The sequence below is a fragment of the Flagellimonas zhangzhouensis genome, from assembly GCF_900102925.1.
Lineage (GTDB): Bacteria > Bacteroidota > Bacteroidia > Flavobacteriales > Flavobacteriaceae > Flagellimonas > Flagellimonas zhangzhouensis.
Genome location: NZ_FNKI01000001.1, coordinates 616995 through 635151 on the forward strand (window position 1 = coordinate 616995; position 18157 = coordinate 635151).

At 37.8% G+C, this 18157-nt stretch carries 14 protein-coding genes; 9 read left to right on the forward strand and 5 right to left on the reverse strand.

Annotated features, from left to right (window positions below; genetic code table 11):
- Positions 1-12: 12 nt before the first annotated feature.
- Together BLQ18_RS02640 and BLQ18_RS02645 are read right to left on the reverse strand one after the other, a co-directional pair.
- On the reverse strand, positions 13-2070 hold the full coding sequence (locus BLQ18_RS02640; RefSeq protein ID WP_090292344.1) for a PorP/SprF family type IX secretion system membrane protein: 2058 nt from the start codon (positions 2068-2070) through the stop codon (positions 13-15).
- Positions 2071-2076: 6 nt separating this feature from the next.
- A complete protein-coding gene (locus BLQ18_RS02645; protein ID WP_090292346.1) occupies positions 2077-4335 on the reverse strand; it encodes a T9SS type B sorting domain-containing protein in 2259 nt (752 codons plus the stop codon).
- Between the two features lie 266 nt (positions 4336-4601).
- Between BLQ18_RS02645 and BLQ18_RS02650 the strand changes: the two genes are divergently transcribed.
- The 4 genes from BLQ18_RS02650 to BLQ18_RS02665 all read left to right on the forward strand — a co-directional run bounded on the left by BLQ18_RS02650 (position 4602) and on the right by BLQ18_RS02665 (position 7497).
- Positions 4602-6287 (forward strand): glutamine--tRNA ligase/YqeY domain fusion protein, encoded by a 1686-nt coding sequence (locus BLQ18_RS02650; RefSeq protein ID WP_090292347.1) that lies wholly within the window; start codon positions 4602-4604, stop codon positions 6285-6287.
- A gap of 314 nt (positions 6288-6601) precedes the next feature.
- A complete protein-coding gene (locus BLQ18_RS02655) occupies positions 6602-6931 on the forward strand; it encodes a YtxH domain-containing protein (RefSeq protein WP_090292349.1) in 330 nt (109 codons plus the stop codon).
- Between the two features lie 3 nt (positions 6932-6934).
- A complete protein-coding gene (locus BLQ18_RS02660) occupies positions 6935-7285 on the forward strand; it encodes a hypothetical protein (protein WP_090292351.1) in 351 nt (116 codons plus the stop codon).
- The gene (locus BLQ18_RS02665; RefSeq protein WP_090292353.1) at positions 7282-7497 is read left to right on the forward strand and encodes a DUF6327 family protein; all 216 of its coding nucleotides are present in this window, start codon (positions 7282-7284) and stop codon (positions 7495-7497) included. The genes BLQ18_RS02660 and BLQ18_RS02665 overlap by 4 nt, the downstream gene beginning before the upstream one ends.
- 50 nt (positions 7498-7547) lie before the next feature.
- Here BLQ18_RS02665 and BLQ18_RS02670 read toward each other — a convergent pair whose 3' ends face one another.
- Both BLQ18_RS02670 and gltX read right to left on the reverse strand, forming a co-directional pair.
- Complete coding sequence (locus BLQ18_RS02670) at positions 7548-8477, reverse strand: SPFH domain-containing protein (protein WP_090292355.1); 930 nt, start codon at positions 8475-8477, stop codon at positions 7548-7550.
- 86 nt (positions 8478-8563) lie between these two features.
- Positions 8564-10066: a glutamate--tRNA ligase gene (gene gltX, locus BLQ18_RS02675; protein ID WP_090292357.1), complete on the reverse strand. Its 1503-nt coding sequence runs from the start codon at positions 10064-10066 to the stop codon at positions 8564-8566.
- 162 nt (positions 10067-10228) lie between these two features.
- Here gltX and BLQ18_RS02680 point away from each other — a divergent pair, with 162 nt between their 5' ends.
- From BLQ18_RS02680 to BLQ18_RS02700, 5 genes are all read left to right on the forward strand, one after another.
- The gene (locus BLQ18_RS02680; protein WP_090292359.1) at positions 10229-13657 is read left to right on the forward strand and encodes a hypothetical protein; all 3429 of its coding nucleotides are present in this window, start codon (positions 10229-10231) and stop codon (positions 13655-13657) included.
- Entirely contained in the window at positions 13650-14069 is a 420-nt protein-coding gene (gene ybeY, locus BLQ18_RS02685) for an rRNA maturation RNase YbeY (RefSeq protein WP_090292361.1), read from the forward strand. Before BLQ18_RS02680 ends, ybeY begins: the two co-directional genes overlap by 8 nt.
- Before the next feature lie 2 nt (positions 14070-14071).
- Complete coding sequence (gene mnmG, locus BLQ18_RS02690) at positions 14072-15940, forward strand: tRNA uridine-5-carboxymethylaminomethyl(34) synthesis enzyme MnmG (RefSeq protein ID WP_090292363.1); 1869 nt, start codon at positions 14072-14074, stop codon at positions 15938-15940.
- Between the two features lie 104 nt (positions 15941-16044).
- Positions 16045-16875 carry a class I SAM-dependent methyltransferase gene (locus BLQ18_RS02695; RefSeq protein WP_090292365.1) on the forward strand — a complete coding sequence of 277 codons (831 nt, stop codon included), beginning with the start codon at positions 16045-16047 and terminating at the stop codon, positions 16873-16875.
- Between the two features lie 238 nt (positions 16876-17113).
- Positions 17114-17620, forward strand: a complete 507-nt coding sequence (locus BLQ18_RS02700) for an OmpH/Skp family outer membrane protein (RefSeq protein WP_090293646.1) — start codon at positions 17114-17116, stop codon at positions 17618-17620.
- Positions 17621-17673: 53 nt separating this feature from the next.
- On the opposite strand, the gene BLQ18_RS02705 is transcribed toward BLQ18_RS02700, so the two are convergent.
- Complete coding sequence (locus tag BLQ18_RS02705; RefSeq protein WP_090292368.1) at positions 17674-18123, reverse strand: DoxX family protein; 450 nt, start codon at positions 18121-18123, stop codon at positions 17674-17676.
- Between the last annotated feature and the right edge of the window lie 34 nt (positions 18124-18157).

Genomic DNA, 18157 nt, shown 5'->3' on the forward strand with positions numbered 1-18157 from the left:
CGGTTAGTTGGTCTAGACTGTGGTATTAGACTTCACGCGCATGATCCACATGGAATCTTCGTATGAAGCATTGAGTTTGTTATAGTAAGAGGTCAAGGCATTTACCCAAGTTTCATGCTTCTTCAGGTACACGTACCTTAGCTTGTCATTTGGGTTAAGGAAATAGCTGGCGTTCAATCCTCTGGCATTCAATTCTTTTACAAAATTTCTTGCATTGGATGCATTATCAAACACACTTGCAATAATGTAATAGCCTTCTGGCAAACCATCTACCGCTTGTGTTTTGATCATCATTTTGTTTCCAGAACCAGCTACATTTTTAGTAAGCACACTATTGCTGTACTTGCTATTGGAGGTTGTTGGTGGGGTATATCCCGCAATTGGAGAACTGCTCCCGCTAACATTCATTACCCAGGCATCACCTTGGTATTTACCATCCATTTTATTGTGATAGGCTTTTAATGCCTCTTGTTTATTATTGAAGTCACCCAAATACACGTAGTTGAGTCCATTTTTAGGATTCACGAAGTAATCGGCGTCAATTCCTTGTGCTTTTAATTCTTCGATAAAGGCATCAACATTGTCAGGATTTCTGAAAACATTGGCAATCAAGTAGTGTCCACTTTCTACATTAGGAACAACATTGGCTTTAAATCGAGTTTTATTTCTTTTTGGAGCACTATAGGTTACATCTCTTTTAACTGGAGTTGTATTGGTGCTAGCAATAGCTTTGTCTTCTTTGGTTTCGTTAATTCTGATAACCTTTTTTGTGGCCGTAGTGTTGGACAGTCCGTGATTGGCCAATGGTTGTTTTCTTTCGGAAACCAAATCGGCAGTATCGGCGTTGGCGAAATAGAGTTGTTTTGCTTTTTCTTCCAAAGCAGGGTTTTCACCTTTGGTTTCACGTTTTACCATTTTCATTACGGTCTCAAAACGTCTTTCCAAATCTTCTCTTCTGTTTGTTTCAATGGAATCTTGACGCATTAAGAGCTCATCCAAAATGGCATCGTTTTCGGCCAATTTGTCTTTTAATTGAGAAATTTCTAGGTCTTTATCTGTAATGTTTAGGCTGTCTTGAGGAACTTCTTCTTCGTTGTATACCAAGTCTTCGTTATCTTTTTCAAGCATAACTCTGTCCTCGGTAAGGTTAGGTGTAAAGGAGTAGGCCAAAGAGATTTCGTGGGTAACCCCGAAGTTGTCGAATTCAGTGGTCAAACCTTTTTCTACGGTATATCCTAAAGAAATGTTTTTGGTAAGGTTAAAACCTAAACCTGCAGATGCGCCGTAGTAATCATCGTAACCCGCTTGAACCCACCCTAATTTTGGAAGGTCAAGAATCAAGTTTCCACCTAAAACTAGGTTGTCCTCCCCTATTCTTTTTACTCTGGCAAGCGGCATTAAACGTGCTTGCTCAAAGATGCCCACACCGTTTTCAAACTGATGGGTATATTGTAAGTGACCAGAGTAGGTTTTCTCGTTAATATCTGTAACCGATTCACTGGTTTTTAGGTTATAATCGAATAAGTTTTCTGCATAACCCCCGATATCAAAATTCCCGAACGAAAAGTTGAAACCAGGCTGAAAGCTCACCAAAGAGCTGCTTTCCAAAGTATTAAGGTATGGGTCTACCTCAACGGAATTTACACGATCTTGATTAAAGGCACTTTGGTAGTAACTAACATTGGCACCGAACGTAAAGGTGCTGTTTTCGCTCAATCGAACTCCGTAAGCGTAGTTGGCATGTACACCAAAGTTGTTAAAAAGCCCCTCTCTGTTGGTAAACAAACTAACACCAACACCGCTTCTATCACTAACTCTACCACTATAACTCAAGAAATACACCTGGTTGTTGTCATCAAAAGATACCGACTGGTTTCTATGAAACAAATTGATGTATGACTTGTCTTCCCTAACCGTTGAAAATGTTGGGTTCAACAAGAATCTGTTGAACTTCAACAAGTTTTGGGAGGGCACGTTATAGGCCACAAAGGGTTCCTCTTCCTGTCCTCTCATTCCAGAGAAGGCAAGTAGCAAGATAGTTAGTAGTAAAAGAGGTTTTTTAGTTTGCATCGCTGTTTATTTGATAACCGTAATGGTACCTTGTTTAAGGCTTCTACCACCCCGCGTGATCTTGTAATAGAAAATCATGCTTTGTTTGTTAAACGCAGTGGTGGATTGAGGCCAATTGTTTTCATAACCTGATTGGCTAAAAATTTGTTCTCCCCTCTCATTAAAAATGGTGACGAGAACATTAGGGTCTCTGGAATAGGTGTTGGGCAATACCCATAAATCGTTAATACCGTCGCCATTCGCGGTAATAACATTGGGAATTGCAAACATATCCCTGTAGGTTACAGTGATTATCTTGCTAATGGTACAAGTACCGAAGCTTGCAATCAACAAATACTCTCCCTCTTCTTGGAAGTCGTATGCGTTAGAATTTGAGATAAGATTGTTGCCAGCATCGTACCACTCATAAGAGTCAGCACCATTGGCGGTTAAGGTTTGGGAATCTCCTTCAACAAGGATGATATTTTCTGAGTTATCCAAGACCAATAAGGAATCGTCAAAGGCTTGGATTGTAATTTCGTTTGATACAACTGGACATTCGTTGGTGTCTATAACCAATTGGTAAACGCCTGGTTCACCAACAGTCAAAGCTTCTGAAGTGGAAGCAAGAGCAACCCCATCTTTTTTCCAGCTAAATGATTCATTTGTAAGGTCTTTTGTAGTACTTAACACAATGGCATCTCCCCCTTCACAGTACACCGTTCCGTTGGATGAAATGGTCAATGTTTCGTTGGAAGCCAACTTGATTTGAAGGTTGTTGGAAGTAGCATTAAAGGAATCAATAGTACCTTTTAATATATATCCCCCATTTTCTTCTTGGCTTGAAACTGTAATGGTTTTTGAGGTTTCACCTGCTAAAGGAGCCCCATCAAATTGCCATTGGTATGCGAAGGAATTTTGTAGTTCTGAGGTTACATCAGTTTTAGAACCATTGCTACCTACTGCATTGATAATAGACAGGCTCAAGGTGGCATCGGTATTTTCACAAGTGGCGTAAGAACCAATAATTTCAATAACAAATTCGAATGATTCTGGAGCAACTACGGTAGTGGTTTCAGAGCTTAGTGGGGCAGCTTCACAAGCACCACCATTATCGGTAACCTCTACATGGTACTCTCCTACACTATTGATTACCAAAGAGCTGCTGGTTGCCTCCGCAATTGCACTTCCGTTTTTAAACCATTGATAAGCTGGAGTAGTAGCTGTTGTAGCTACAGACAATGTTTTGGTCTGTGAAGGCAACAACACTATATTTTGTTCATTATTCTGTGTTACGTCAAAAGAACCTGGACTGGAAACAGTCACGGCTTCGGATAATTCTTTACACGTATTGGCACCATCTATTTCTACAGCATATGAACCTTCAAAACCATTGATACTGGCGTCAACGGTATAAGTACTGGCATCTACGGTAGGTCCGCTAACAACAGTACCATCTTTGTACCACGTATAGGTAAGTCCTAAACCAGAAACATTTGCCTCAAGTTGGTGCGTTTCACCAGGGCAAACTTCGATATTTGAGGCTCCATTGATTGCCAATCCAGAACTAGTTCCTGTACTGATTTCTATGGTATTGGATAAAGTGTTGGCCGAACCTGAGCAATCTCCATAATCCAATTCTACGTAATACATGCCTGGCTCAGAAACTGTGATGCTTTCTGATTTTTCAGCCAAAAGGGTACCACTACGGTACCAGTTGTATATGTACGTATTTGCATTTGGAATGTTATGAGGCTTAAGAGTTACTGAACCTCCACCACACAATTGAATCAAACCACCCGATGGAATGCTTCCGCTACCATTTTCACTGATCAACAACGGATAGTTGTAATCAATAAAATACATGGAAAATGGCTCAGACGCTGGACTTGTCTTGGCTGGAGAGGTGCTTCTCACTCTAAATTTGAAGTTTTCGCCACGAGTATCCGTTGGCAATGAAAACTCAAATTCAAAATCGAAAGTTCCATTTTTATCGCTTACTCGAGCCAATTCGGTTGGTGAAGCAAAGTATCCGTTCGCATCGGAAAGCTCTAAAATGAACTCATTATCGGAGCCGACCATTGGTGGATCCCATCTAAAGTTCACAAAGTATTCGTTAAAACTGCTGGAGGCACAAGCCGCTGTCCATGCAGAGTTACCTGCAAGGTTAGGGTTGTCAGCGGGAACAGGTTGATAAAGCACCTGTGCTTGAGCGCTAAAAGAACCAACAAGCACAAAGGCGATGGCCAGTACCAGAATGCTATATGTTGAACAAAGTTTTTTCATCACAGTTAGTTTTTAAGAGGTTATGGGCCAAATAGCCCTGTTAGTTTTGTGCCCCTTAATTGTAATTAGTTCAGTGAGACCCTTTTGAGGCGCCTCTTTTTCATATAGTATTCAATAACAAATATGTCTTTATTTTAGGCCAAGGGAAAGATATTGTTGTAGCCTAACCCAAAAGTGTTGTGAAATGCACTAGTTTGTATACGCGATATCGTGAAAAGTAGCTAGGAACGCGGTATTTTACTACATTTGCGCATCAAATTTTAGGTATGTCGGAAGAAGTTAAATCGTTGAATTTTATAGAGCACATCATTGAGGAGGACCTAACAAAAGGGTACAAAAAGGATGAACTTAGGTTTCGTTTTCCTCCTGAACCAAATGGCTATTTGCACATTGGTCATGCGAGTTCTATTTGCTTGAATTTTGGTTTGGGATTGCGTTACGATGCCCCTGTTAATCTAAGATTCGATGATACCAATCCTGCAAAGGAAGAAAAGGAATATGTTGATGCCATTAAGCGCGATGTTGAATGGCTTGGATTTCAATGGGATACAGAATGTTATGCATCCGACTACTTTCAACAGCTTTACGATTGGGCCGTTCAATTGATCAAGGATGGAAAAGCCTATGTAGATAGTCAAACTTCCGAGCAAATAGCCTCACAAAAAGGTACACCTACGGAACCTGGAACTGAAAGTCCATATAGAAATCGAACAGTTGAGGAAAATATGACCCTTTTTGAGGGTATGAAAAATGGTGATTTTAAAGAGGGGGAGCATGTATTGCGTGCCAAAATCAATATGGCATCTACCAATATGTTAATGCGTGATCCTGTAATGTACCGAATTTTACACAAGGCACACCATAGAACAAATACCGACTGGTGTATTTATCCTATGTACGACTGGACCCATGGGGAAAGTGATTATATAGAACAAGTCTCTCATTCCCTTTGTACACTAGAGTTTTTACCACACCGCGAACTGTATAATTGGTTTTTGGACCAATTGGTATCCTCAGACAAATTGCGCCCTAAACAGCGTGAATTTGCCCGTAGAAACTTAAGCCATACCGTAGTAAGTAAGCGAAAATTGCTTCAATTGGTTGAGAATAAAGTGGTTTCAGGTTGGGATGATCCACGTATGCCCACTATTTCTGGTTTGCGAAGAAGAGGATATACTCCTGAATCTATTAGAAATTTTGCCGATACCATTGGAATTGCGAAGCGTGAGAATGTGGTAGATGTTTCTTTGTTGGAATTTCATGTACGGGATCATTTGAATAAAGTTGCTCCAAGGGTAATGGCGGTTCTTGATCCTTTAAAGGTTGTGATAACCAATTACGAAGAAGGAGCAGAGGAGTGGTTGGATGCTGAAAACAATCCTGAAGATGAGGCTGCAGGTAACCGAAAAGTGCCATTTTCAAGAGAGATATACATTGAAAAAGAGGACTTTAGGGAAGAAGCCAACCGTAAATTCTTTAGATTAAAGTTGGGTGGTGAAGTTCGTTTAAAGAATGGATACATCATAAAAGCGGAGAGTTGTACAAAAGATGAAGACGGCAATGTGATTGAGGTGCAATGTACGTATGATCCAAAAAGTAAAAGTGGTTCTGGAACGGAAGAAAGTTTGCGTAAGGTAAAAGGGACATTGCACTGGGTTTCAATTCCGCATGCCATTACAGCCGAAGTTCGACTTTACGATCGTCTTTTTTCGGATGCTACACCAGATGGTCATAAGGAAAAGGATTTTATGGATTTCGTAAATCCTGATTCGCTACAAAAAGTTACAGGATATTTGGAGCCAAGCCTAAAAGATGTAAAAGTTGGTGACAGTTTTCAATTTCAGCGTTTGGGATATTTTAATGTGGACAAAGATTCAACAGAAGAAAATTTGGTTTTTAATCGAACAGTAACTTTAAGGGACACTTGGGCAAAATTGGAGCAAAAAAACTAATATAGTTTTTGTTTATTGTTGGCACAATTTCTTATTAATTTAACTTATTAAAAGCGCTCTCTCGGGCGCTTTTTTAGCTCATATCTTTTCTTGCCAATGTAATTGTGCCAGTTGGAACAAAAAGCTTCAACAGGAGGCTTAATTCTTAATTTTAAGTGAAAGTTTAGCTTCAGCGTTAAGGATTACCGCATATGAATCAAACTTGAAGTTCAATGAGAGGTAATTTTGAAATGAATTGCTGGAGTATGTGTCTTTTTACTAAAATTCAATGCTTCATCAATTTTCACTGAAGTTTAATTTAAAATCTAAACATTATGTCAAATAATACCGGAAATGTTTTAACCGCATTAGTAACTGGAGCAATTGTTGGAGCAGGAGTTGGAATTCTCTATGCACCAGACAAAGGAAATAAAACAAGAAAGAAAATTAAGAAATCGGCAATCAAAGCGAAAGATGATATTGCTCAGACCATCACCAACGCAAAAGATGAATTTCATCAATCAGCCGAAGCCAAAAAGATTGAGTTTGAGGCAAAGTTAGAAGATACTTTGTCGGACATGAGCTATAAGGCTGATGATATCATCGTTGCCTTGGAAAGAAAGTTGGAGGATCTAAGAGAGAAAAACGCTCAACTTCAAAAATAGAATATGGCTTTTGAAGAAATAAATGAACAGATAAAACATGCCGAGGAAAACGGTAAGGCTTATGTGAATGAGAGTTTGGACTTTTACAGACTAAAAAGTTTTAGGTCCATGATGCAGGGGATAACTGTTGCCGCCAAATTGTTTTTGGTGGGCACAGCCTTATGCTTGGCTATTCTGTTCCTTTCTTTAGCAGCAATTTTTAAAATGGGGCAAGAATTAAATAGTACAGCATTGGGTTTTTTAATCGGTGGAGGTTTTTATCTCTTCATTGGACTCTTATTTTATGTATTTAGAAAAAGAATTGAAAAACCATTGTTGAAGAAGTTTTCAGATTTCTATTTTGATGTGTTATGATACAGAAACAATACACCTCATTTGAGGAAATAGACCGCGACCTAAAAGTCTTGAAGTTGAAACGTCAAATTCGAGAAGAGAAATTAAAGTTGGCCGTTCAGAATACGAAAAAGGAACTTTATCCAGTAAATATTTTGGGAAGTCTGTCGCCAATTATTCAAAAAATTGCAATCTCGGTGGTTGCGAAAAAGTTAATCAAGAAATTTAATTGACCAGTTACCAATCAATTAAAAAGGGCCCTGATTTCAGGGCCCTTTCTTTTTTATTCTTCTTTTTTCTTGTTTTGTTGTTGCTTCATGGCCTCACCAATTTGGTTACTTGCCGTAAACGAGGCGACCATATTGTTTAGCATGTCACTACCCGCTTGAGGTGAATTTGGGAGTAAAATCAAATTGGTATTGGTTTCCTCTCCAATGGCCTGTAGCGTATCATAATGTTGGGTAACCACAATCAGCGCTGATGCTTCTTGAGAGTTAATGCCCACCTTGTTCAAAACTTCTACTGATTCTTCCAAACCACGAGCAATCTCTCTACGCTGGTCTGCAATACCCTGACCTTGAAGTCTTTTACTCTCTGCTTCAGCTTTTGCTTTTTCAACAATAAGAATACGTTGTGCATCACCTTCAAACTGAGCTGCAATTTTTTCACGTTCCGAAGCATTGATTCGGTTCATGGCCGCTTTAACCTGTGCATCAGGATCAATATCGGTTACCAAAGTTTTAATAATGTCGTACCCATAATCCAACATCGCATCTTGCAATTCTGTTTTAACCGCAATGGCGATATCATCTTTTTTAACGAACACATCGTCCAATTTCATTTTAGGAACTTCGGCACGAACCACATCAAAAACATAAGAAGTGATCTGATCATGAGGGTATTCCAATTTGTAAAATGCTTCGTATACTTTATCACGGATTACAACATATTGAACCGAAACTTTAAGTTTTACAAATACGTCGTCCAAGGTTTTGGTTTCAACGATGACATCCAATTGTTGAATTTTGAGGCTTAAACGACCTGCAATTCGATCTACAATTGGAATCTTCATTTGAAGACCAGAGTTACGGATACTCTGAAACCTTCCAAACCGTTCAATAACAACAGCGGTCTGTTGTTTTACGATAAAGAAGAACTTGAAAAGAATTACAAGTGCTAAAAAAAGAATAGGTATAAAAAAATAGTTGCCCATAGTGTTTAGAATTTATGTTAGAAATGGAAATTACGAAACTCTCGCACACTATAAGTCGCCATTCGTCAATTAATGTTACATATCCATCAATTGGCTAGGGTGGAAATGGCTGTTTTTATACGCTTAATACTCTCTTCTTTTCCAATAAGTTCTAAAATATCGAACAAATGAGGCCCTTTCATATCCCCAACAATAATTAAACGAAGTGGAGGCATCACTTTTCCAAAAGACAATTCTTTTTCAGAAATCCATTCTTTAACTATTGCTTCAATGTTTGCTGAAGAATAATCTGAAACACTTTCAAGAATTGTTGCTACCTCGGCCATGATTTCAGGCGTGTCTTCTTTCCACTGTTTTTTAGCAGTTTTCTCATTGTATTCGGATGGAGATTGAAAAAAGTAATCGCTTAAATCCCAGAATTCAGAAACAAAGCTTGCACGTTCTTTGATCAAACTAACTACGGTTTCAACAAAGGAAATATCAACAGCAACATTTCTTTCTTTAAGGTCTTCAGCAAAGATTAAAGCTAGTTCAGCGTCAGTTTTCTTTTGTAACCACTGCTGATTATACCAATTGTTTTTTTCTGGATCAAATCGTGCTCCTGATTTGTTAACACGCTCTAAACTAAAAGTTTGAATTAGTTCTTCAAGAGAAAATATTTCTTGTTCTGTTCCTGGATTCCAACCCAAAAGGGCCAAAAAGTTGACCACAGCTTCTGGGAAAAACCCAGATTCTTTGTAACCAACAGAAGTGTTCCAAGATAATGGAAAAACTGGGAAACCACCTTTTTCACCATCGCGTTTACTCAGTTTTCCCTTACCAACGGGTTTCATGATCAATGGTAAATGTGCAAATTGTGGAGCTTTCCAATCAAATGCATTGTAAAGTAATTGATGCAACGCCAAAGACGGTAACCATTCTTCCCCACGAATTACATGAGTGATTTCCATTAAATGATCATCTACAATATTGGCTAAATGATAGGTGGGCATACCATCACTTTTAAAAAGCACCTTATCATCTAAAATGTTGGTGTCAATTTTAATTTCTCCACGGATAATATCCTGCAAAACCAAAGTTTCATCTTGTGGAGATTTAAAACGAATCACATAATCTTCTCCAGCATCCAATTTTTGTTGCACTTCATCCGCAGATAATGAAAGGGAGTTGCTCAGCTTTAATCTATTGTGCCAATTGTATATAAATGTTTTTCCTTTTGCCTCATGGTCTTTTCTATTTGCATCTAAAGCTTCAGCAGTGTCAAAAGCATAATAGGCTTTGCCAGAATCAATCAATTCAAGAGCATATGCTTTGTATAAATGTTTGCGTTCACTTTGACGATAAGGACCACAGTTTCCCTCTTTTCCTGGTCCCTCATCAAATGGAATGTTGCACCAGTTTAATGAATCGATAATATATTGTTCAGCACCCTCCACGTATCTGTTCTGATCGGTGTCTTCAATACGAAGCAAAAAATCGCCGTTATTTTTCTTGGCAAATAGATAGTTGAACAAGGCAGTTCTTAATCCGCCAATGTGTAAAGGACCTGTTGGGCTGGGTGCAAAACGCACTCTTACTTTATCGCTCATTTCGTGTTTATTTCGCTGCAAAGATACATTGCTCATCGTGATTTGTAAAGCTGTTTTGTATCGTTGGACTATGTGGTTTTAAAACTCACTTTCAAGGTTTAACAAATAATTTTCTGCTGAATTACTCAGGATCAGGTATTTTGGTAGTACTAAACCCTCATTTTGAATCAGTACCAAGACATACTTGACAAACTAGAAGCTTTCATTAAAAAGTTCTATACCAAGCAATTGATTAAAGGATTAATGCTTTTTTTAGCTTTTGGTCTGTTGTTTTGGATAGGGGTTTTGTCCCTTGAGTATACGCTTTGGCTAAATAGCAGTTGGCGTTTTGCTCTTTTTGTGATCTTCGTTTTGGTTGAGGCATTTCTGTTGTATCGTTGGATATTGGTTCCCATATTTTACTTGTTTAAAATCAAAAATGGAATAGGGCATAAAGAAGCTTCTAAATTAATCGGTATTCATTTTAATGAGGTCGATGATAAGTTGTTGAACCTTTTGGAACTCTCAGACAGTAATGATAAATCAGATTTGCTTTTAGCAAGTATAGATCAAAGAGCATCTGAACTTAAGCCAGTTCCATTTGTAAATGCAGTGAATTTTAAGGAGAGCTTTAGTTATGCAAAATACATTGTATTGCCTGTTGTGATTCTTACTTTTATCTGGATTACGGGTGATATTATTTCTTTTTTCAATTCTCATCAACGGGTTGTGCATTACAACTTGGCTTACGAGAAACCCGCTCCGTTTTCATTTTTGGTTTTGAATAAAAGTCTAGAGGTTTTAGACGACAAGCCTTTAACCATTGAGGTGGCTATTGATGGCGATGTTCGACCCGAAAGTGTCAACATCAATTTGGATGGTGATGAGGTGGTCATGTATAAACAAGGGAGTAAGTTTATGTATACACTGGAAGCTCCAGTTACTGCTTCTTCATTTTATTTAGAAGCCAATGGCTGGACATCCAGAACCTATGAAATTAAAAGTTATAGCACACCAGGTCTCAGTAATTTTGAAATGCGATTGGACTTCCCTAATTATTTAAATAGAACGAGCGAGATAGTTACTGGAACGGGTAACACTTCCGTGCCTGAGGGAACTAGAATTATATGGAATATTGATGGTGTAAATACAGATAATATAGATTTTCATACTAGCGACACTACCTATGCAATGGGTAGGAACAAAACGACATTTTCTACCGCAAACAGAGTTTTTAATGATTTAGAATATACCCTCTCTACCTCCAATGAAAATGTTAAGGACTATGAAAAGTTAAGTTATTTGATTGATGTGGTTAAAGATGAAAAAGCCAAGGTGAAAGTGAATCAAACCTTGGATTCATTAAACCCCAATCAATCGTATTATGATGGACAAGCTGCTGATGATTATGGAATTGCTGAAATTCGATTGGTTTGTGTTGACCCATCCGATAAAAATCATCCACAAAAGTTAGTTTTAGAAAAGCCCAAGGAGACTGTTTATCAGTTTTACTATACATTTCCGTCAGGATTAGATGTTCAACAAGGCAAAAAGTATGATTTATACTTCGAAGTGGTTGATAATGACGGGGTTAGAGGTGGAAAAGTAGCTAAAAGTCAGACATTTAGCACTGTTTTCTACTCAGATGAGGATCTATTAAAGCAAAGGTTAGAGGAGAGGTCTAGTAGTTTATCAAAAGCCAATACCTCGCTTGAAAAGTCTAAGACTCAAATGGAGGAGTTAAAGCGTTTGAGCAATTCATTAAAGGAGGAAAATGCTTTAAATTTTGAGGATAGGAATTCTTTAAAGGATTTGATTCAAAAGCAGAATCAACAAGAAGAGTTCATGCAGAAGTTCACTAAGGAAATGGCAGATGGCCTTAAGAAAGATGAGTCTTCTGAAATGAATAAAATGCTTCAAGAAAGATTGAAGCGTCAAGAAATGGAAGCGCGTAAGAATGAGGAGTTGTTAAAGCAATTGGATTCTGTAGCAGATAAAATCAAGAAAGAAGATTTACAAAAACGCTTGGAAGAGCTAGGGAAGAATCAAAGTAAAAACACCCGTAGTCTCGAACAGATATTAGAACTCACTAAAAAATATTATGTAACTGAAAAGCTATCCCAATTGGCCAATGAGTTGGATGAACTTTCAAAGCGACAGGAAATACTTTCTGAATTAAAACTTGGAGAGGATTTTAGTAATAAAGAACAGGAAAAGCTAAACGCCGACTTTGAGGATATTGAGAAAGAAATAGGGCAACTTCAAAAGGATAATGCTAATCTAAAAAAGCCAATTCCACTTCAAATTGATAATGGTAAAGTACAAGATATTAAGCAAGATCAAGAAGATGCTTTAGAAGAAATTAACAAGCATCAAGGCGCTGACGAATCATCCCAGCAGGAGAAGAAGCAAAAGGCAGGTAATAATGCATCTAAGAAGCAAAAATCTGCCGCCCAAAAGATGAAGGAGTTGTCTGAAGCTATGAGTCAAAGTGGAATGAGTGGAGAGGAATCCGATGCTGAGGATGCTGAAATGCTTCGACAGGTCCTGGATAATTTGGTCCGCTTTTCTTTTAAACAAGAAGAGTTGTTCGATAAGCTCCAAACTTCGGATGTTGATATTTCTCAATTCTCCAAAACCGTTAAGGAACAACAAAACTTAAAGCGTTTGTTCGAACACGTTGATGATAGTTTGTTCGCACTTTCTTTAAGGCGTGCTGAATTATCAGAGTTTGTAAATGAACAGATTACCGAGGTATATTATAACATTGATAAATCACTTGAAAGCATTTCAGAAAATCAGATTTATCAAGGAGCTGCCTATCAACAATACGTGATAAATGCAACAAATGCTTTAGCTGATTTCCTAGCCAATGTTTTGGATAATATGCAGGAGAATATGGGTAGTGGACAAAGCAACGGAGGTGGTGAAGGTTTTCAGTTGCCAGATATAATTCAAGGGCAACAAAGTATTCAAGATAAAATGAATGGCGAAGGTCAGGGTTCCAAGGGGCAACAGTCTGGACAAAATGGAGAACAGGAGGGAGAGAATGGTGAAAATGGTCAGAGTGGTCAGGATGGTAAGAGTGGTGAAAATGGTTCCGGGCAAAATGGTAAGGGCCAACAAGAGGGTGGTGAAAATGGATCACAAGGGAATGACGGTAATGGAAATGGTCAAGGCAATGGAGGTTCAGAAATGGACCTTAATGAGGTCTATGAAATTTATAAGGAACAACAATTTTTGAGACAACAATTGGAAAAGCAGCTTGAAGATATGATAAATCAATCTGATAAGGATCTTACTAAAAAGTTGTTACAACAGATGGAAGACTTTGAGGAGGATTTATTGGAAAATGGCATAACGAATCGTTCCGTTAGTAAGGCAAATAACATTCAACACCAGTTGATGAAATTGGAGAATGCTAGTATGGAACAAGGGGAGAAAAAGGAACGTGAAAGTGAAACCAATACAAATAGATTTACAAATCCTATTACGACTAGACCTGATTTACTTAAAGAATACCAGAACGACATTGAAATTTTAAATAGACAAGCTTTACCTTTGCGGCGAAATTTTGAAAAGAAGGTAAAAGTTTATTTCAATAATGATTGAGTTTCATTTTAAATCTGACGTGTTATTAAAGGATATATCCAATTATTCCGATTGGGTAAATAGGATTTTAGAAAGTGAGGGGTATACAACAGGTCAGATTGACTATGTGTTTTGTACTGACGATTATCTTCTTGAGCTTAATTTGGAATATCTAAACCACGACACTTTAACGGATATTATCACTTTTGATTATACTGATGGAAGTGTTGTTTCAGGTGATATTTTTATTTCAACAGATAGGGTTAAGGATAATGCAAATGACTTCAATGTTGATTGGAAGATAGAGCTTTTAAGGGTCATGTCTCATGGTGTTTTGCACCTTGTTGGATATGGTGATAAATCTGCTGAGGAGAAGAAGTTGATGAGAGAGAAAGAGGATGAAAAAATTAAAATGTTCCACGTGGAACCATAGATATGTTTGATAAGGAATATGATGTTATAGTTGTAGGTGGAGGACATGCTGGTGCAGAAGCAACAGCTGCTGCTGCCAACATGGGTTCAAGCACTTTATTGGTTACCATGAACCTGCAAACTATTGGACAAATGTCTTGTAATCCTGCTATGGGTGGAATTGCAAAGGGACAAATTGTACGCGAAATAGATGCTCTTGGAGGCTATAGCGGAATCATTACGGACAAATCAGCCATTCAGTTTAAGATGCTTAATAAATCCAAAGGGCCAGCAATGTGGAGTCCAAGAGCCCAGAATGATCGTATGCGCTTTGCTGAGGAATGGCGGATGGCTTTGGAAAACACTCCGAATGCTGATTTTTACCAAGAGATGGTTTCTGGATTATTGGTTAATGGGAATAAAGTTGTAGGTGTAAAAACGAGTCTCGGAATTGAGATAAGGGCTAGGGCAGTAGTGCTAACCAATGGTACATTTTTAAATGGGCTTATTCATATTGGTGACAAACAATTTGGTGGCGGAAGAGCGGGTGAAAAGGCGGCCACTGGTATCACAGAACAGTTAGTGGATATTGGTTTTGAAAGTGGCAGAATGAAAACAGGAACACCGCCAAGAGTTGATGGCCGTTCGTTGGATTATGCTAAAATGACACCCCAACCTGGAGATGACAATCCAGAGAAGTTTTCTTATTTACCTACGCCTATTTTAAAGGTGCAACGGGATTGTCACATGACTAGGACCAGTCAACTGGTTCACGATTTATTACGTGAGGGCTTTGATAGATCACCCATGTTTAACGGTAGAATAAAAAGTATTGGCCCCAGATATTGTCCATCCATTGAGGATAAAATCAATCGTTTTGCTGATAAGGATTCGCACCAAATATTTGTAGAACCTGAGGGGTGGAATACCGTTGAAGTTTATGTAAACGGCTTCTCAACTTCACTGCCAGAGGATGTCCAATATAAAGCATTAAAATCAGTGGCTGGATTCGAAAATGTGAAGTTCTTTAGACCTGGTTATGCTATCGAATATGACTATTTTCCGCCCACACAATTAAAGCACACGCTTGAAACAAAATTAATTGATAACTTGTATTTCGCTGGTCAGATTAATGGAACAACAGGATATGAGGAAGCTGCTTCACAAGGTCTGATGGCGGGAATAAATGCCCACTTAAAAATTAATGAAAAAGAGTCTTTCATACTCAAAAGAGATGAGGCTTATATCGGAGTTTTGATTGATGATTTGATCACAAAGGGAACAGAGGAGCCGTATCGCATGTTTACTTCCAGAGCAGAATATCGTACTTTATTACGTCAAGATAATGCCGATTTAAGACTTACGCCTAAGGGTTATGAAATCGGTTTAGCCAAAGAAGAACGCCTGAAAAGGATGGAGGAGAAACAGCAAAAGTCTGAAGATTTTGTTTCATTTTTTAGAAAAACAAGCTTTAAACTAGAAGAGGTTAATCCAATTTTAATGTCTTTAGATTCTGCTTTGGTGAATCAATCCGATAAACTTTTTAAGGTGTTTTCTAGACCAAAACTAACCATGGATCATATGCTTCAATTGGAAGATGTTTCTACCTATGTAAATGATCATAATTTGGATTCTGAAGTGTTGGAGCAAACCGAAATTCAGGTTAAATATTCTGGATATATTGAAAAAGAAAAGACCAATGCGGACAAACTCCAGCGTCTAGAAAATGTCCGAATTCCAGATAATTTTGACTACTCTAAGTTGAAGTCCTTATCGTTTGAAGCACGAGAAAAATTAAAATCAATACAACCTGTAACCATATCACAGGCATCACGAATCAGTGGAGTTTCCCCTGCAGACATTAGTGTGCTTTTAGTGTATTTGGGCAGATAATTTTGTGTTCCACGTGGAACAAATGTGAGATTTAAGGTCAATTTCAACTTTGTTTTCTCGTATATTCGAGCCTGGTTATTTCAAAATTCCCTGAGAAAAACTGAATGAAAGAATACTTACAAACCAAAGATTTTTCCGTTTCTGGAGAATCATTTTCGCTTTTACATGACGAAGATTTGGACATGTTGGTGACCAGCCCTCAACCAAAGAATCTTTCTTCCTATTATGAAAGCGAGGATTATATTTCCCATACAGATGCTTCAAAATCTTTAACCGATAAATTGTATCAGTGGGTTAAAAAACTGAATCTAAAAAGCAAATGGAGTTTGGTACAACGTTTTGACAATGGATCAAAAACTGTTTTGGATATTGGTGCAGGTACCGGAGATTTTTTGGTTTATGGAAAAAACTTGGGTTTTAAAGTTCATGGAGTGGAACCCAATGAGGGGGCTAGAAATTTATCGGCAGAAAAGGGAATTCAGCTTCATTCTGAAATGAAGGAACTAGAAAATCGAAAATTTCATACCATCACACTTTGGCATGTTTTGGAACATCTTCCCAACTTGGATAAACAAATAGAAGATTTTGTTTCGTTATTGGAAGATGAAGGAACCTTAATTATCGCTGTTCCGAATTTTAAATCCTACGATTCCAAACACTATAAAACTTTTTGGGCGGCTTATGATGTGCCAAGACACCTTTGGCATTTTTCAAAATCTTCGATTGATAAGCTTTTTCAAAAACATCAAATGAAAGTCATAAAAACCAAACCCATGGTTTTTGATGCATTTTATGTTTCTATGCTTTCAGAAAAATATAAAGGAAGCGCTCTATATTTATTTAAGGCTTTTTTGATAGGACTTTGGTCAAATACAAAAGCATTGTTCTCTAAAGAGCATTCTTCTGTTATTTATGTGTTGAAACACCAGAAATAAGCGTTTTCAAGCCCTCTGCCGCACCTTTTTTACCGCGAACACCCAATACCATCAAAAATATGGGACAGACTTATTTTAAGCCTTATTTAAATTCTACATCAATAAGAACAATCTATTCAAATTTAAATCTTAAATAGATATTAATTATAATGATAAATTGTTAGCTTTCAATCCCAAAAACTTAATGGTTGTCATTTCAAAAGCTTTTCTATTTTTGCCCATTATTAAATCCTATAGAATGAAGAAATTAATCGTGTTTGCCATTGCCTTGACCGCCATGGCATGTCAACAAAATAAAATTGGTTACGTGGACAGCGTTAAGCTAATGGATGAATATCAAGAGAAAATGGATATTGAAGTCAAGTTTAAAGTTAAGGCTGATGCTATGACTAGAAAAAGGGATAGTATTTCCCAAGCGTTTCAAATGGAGCTTCAAGCATTTCAGGCAAAGGCTGAAAAAATGTCTCAAAACAGCGCTCAAGAGGAGTACGGTCAGTTACAGCAAAGAGGGCAATTTATCGGCCAACAATTGCAGCAAGAAGAACAACAATTGCAGCAAACCAGCCAGTCCCAAATGGATACCTTGGTTAAAAAGGTGAAAAAGGAAATTAAGGCATATGGAAAGGCCAACGGATACACCTATATTTTAGGTGGTGGTGATGGCGGATCTGTGCTTTATGGAGAAGATGCCAATGACCTTACAGATGCTATCCTTAAAATCTTGAACGATAAGTACGAGAATTAAAATCGGACTATTAAGAATAAAAAAGCCCACTCATTTCGAGTGGGCTTTTTTGTTTATCGATTCGTAGAAATATATACCCAGATGATAAAAAATATTTGGAGCGGTATTCGAAACCACAAATAAGCCAACCCTGGTCCGTTGGCTATTGCAGTTTGATAATTAATATGATGTGAAGCTCCGTAGATGTTTGCAGGTAAAACAACTATAAGAAAAACAATCAACACCCATGCCGTAACATTTTGATAATAAGGAAGTAACAAAAAAATTCCGATGATAATTTCCAGAACTCCAGTAAGGAAGACAAGCTGTTTTTTAAAAGGGAGAAAGGAAGGTATCATGGCTGACATTCCCTCAACATAGATGAAATGTCCCATTGCGGTAAAAACCAACATGGATGCCATTGCGATTCTACCCGCTAATCGATAATCAATATTCTTTTTAGATAATAAAAACGCAATGCAGGCAATTAAAAAGGTCCCCAAAAGCACAAAGAGTGGTTTCATTAGTTTTTTTACAAAGCTCTAACAAACAGTGATA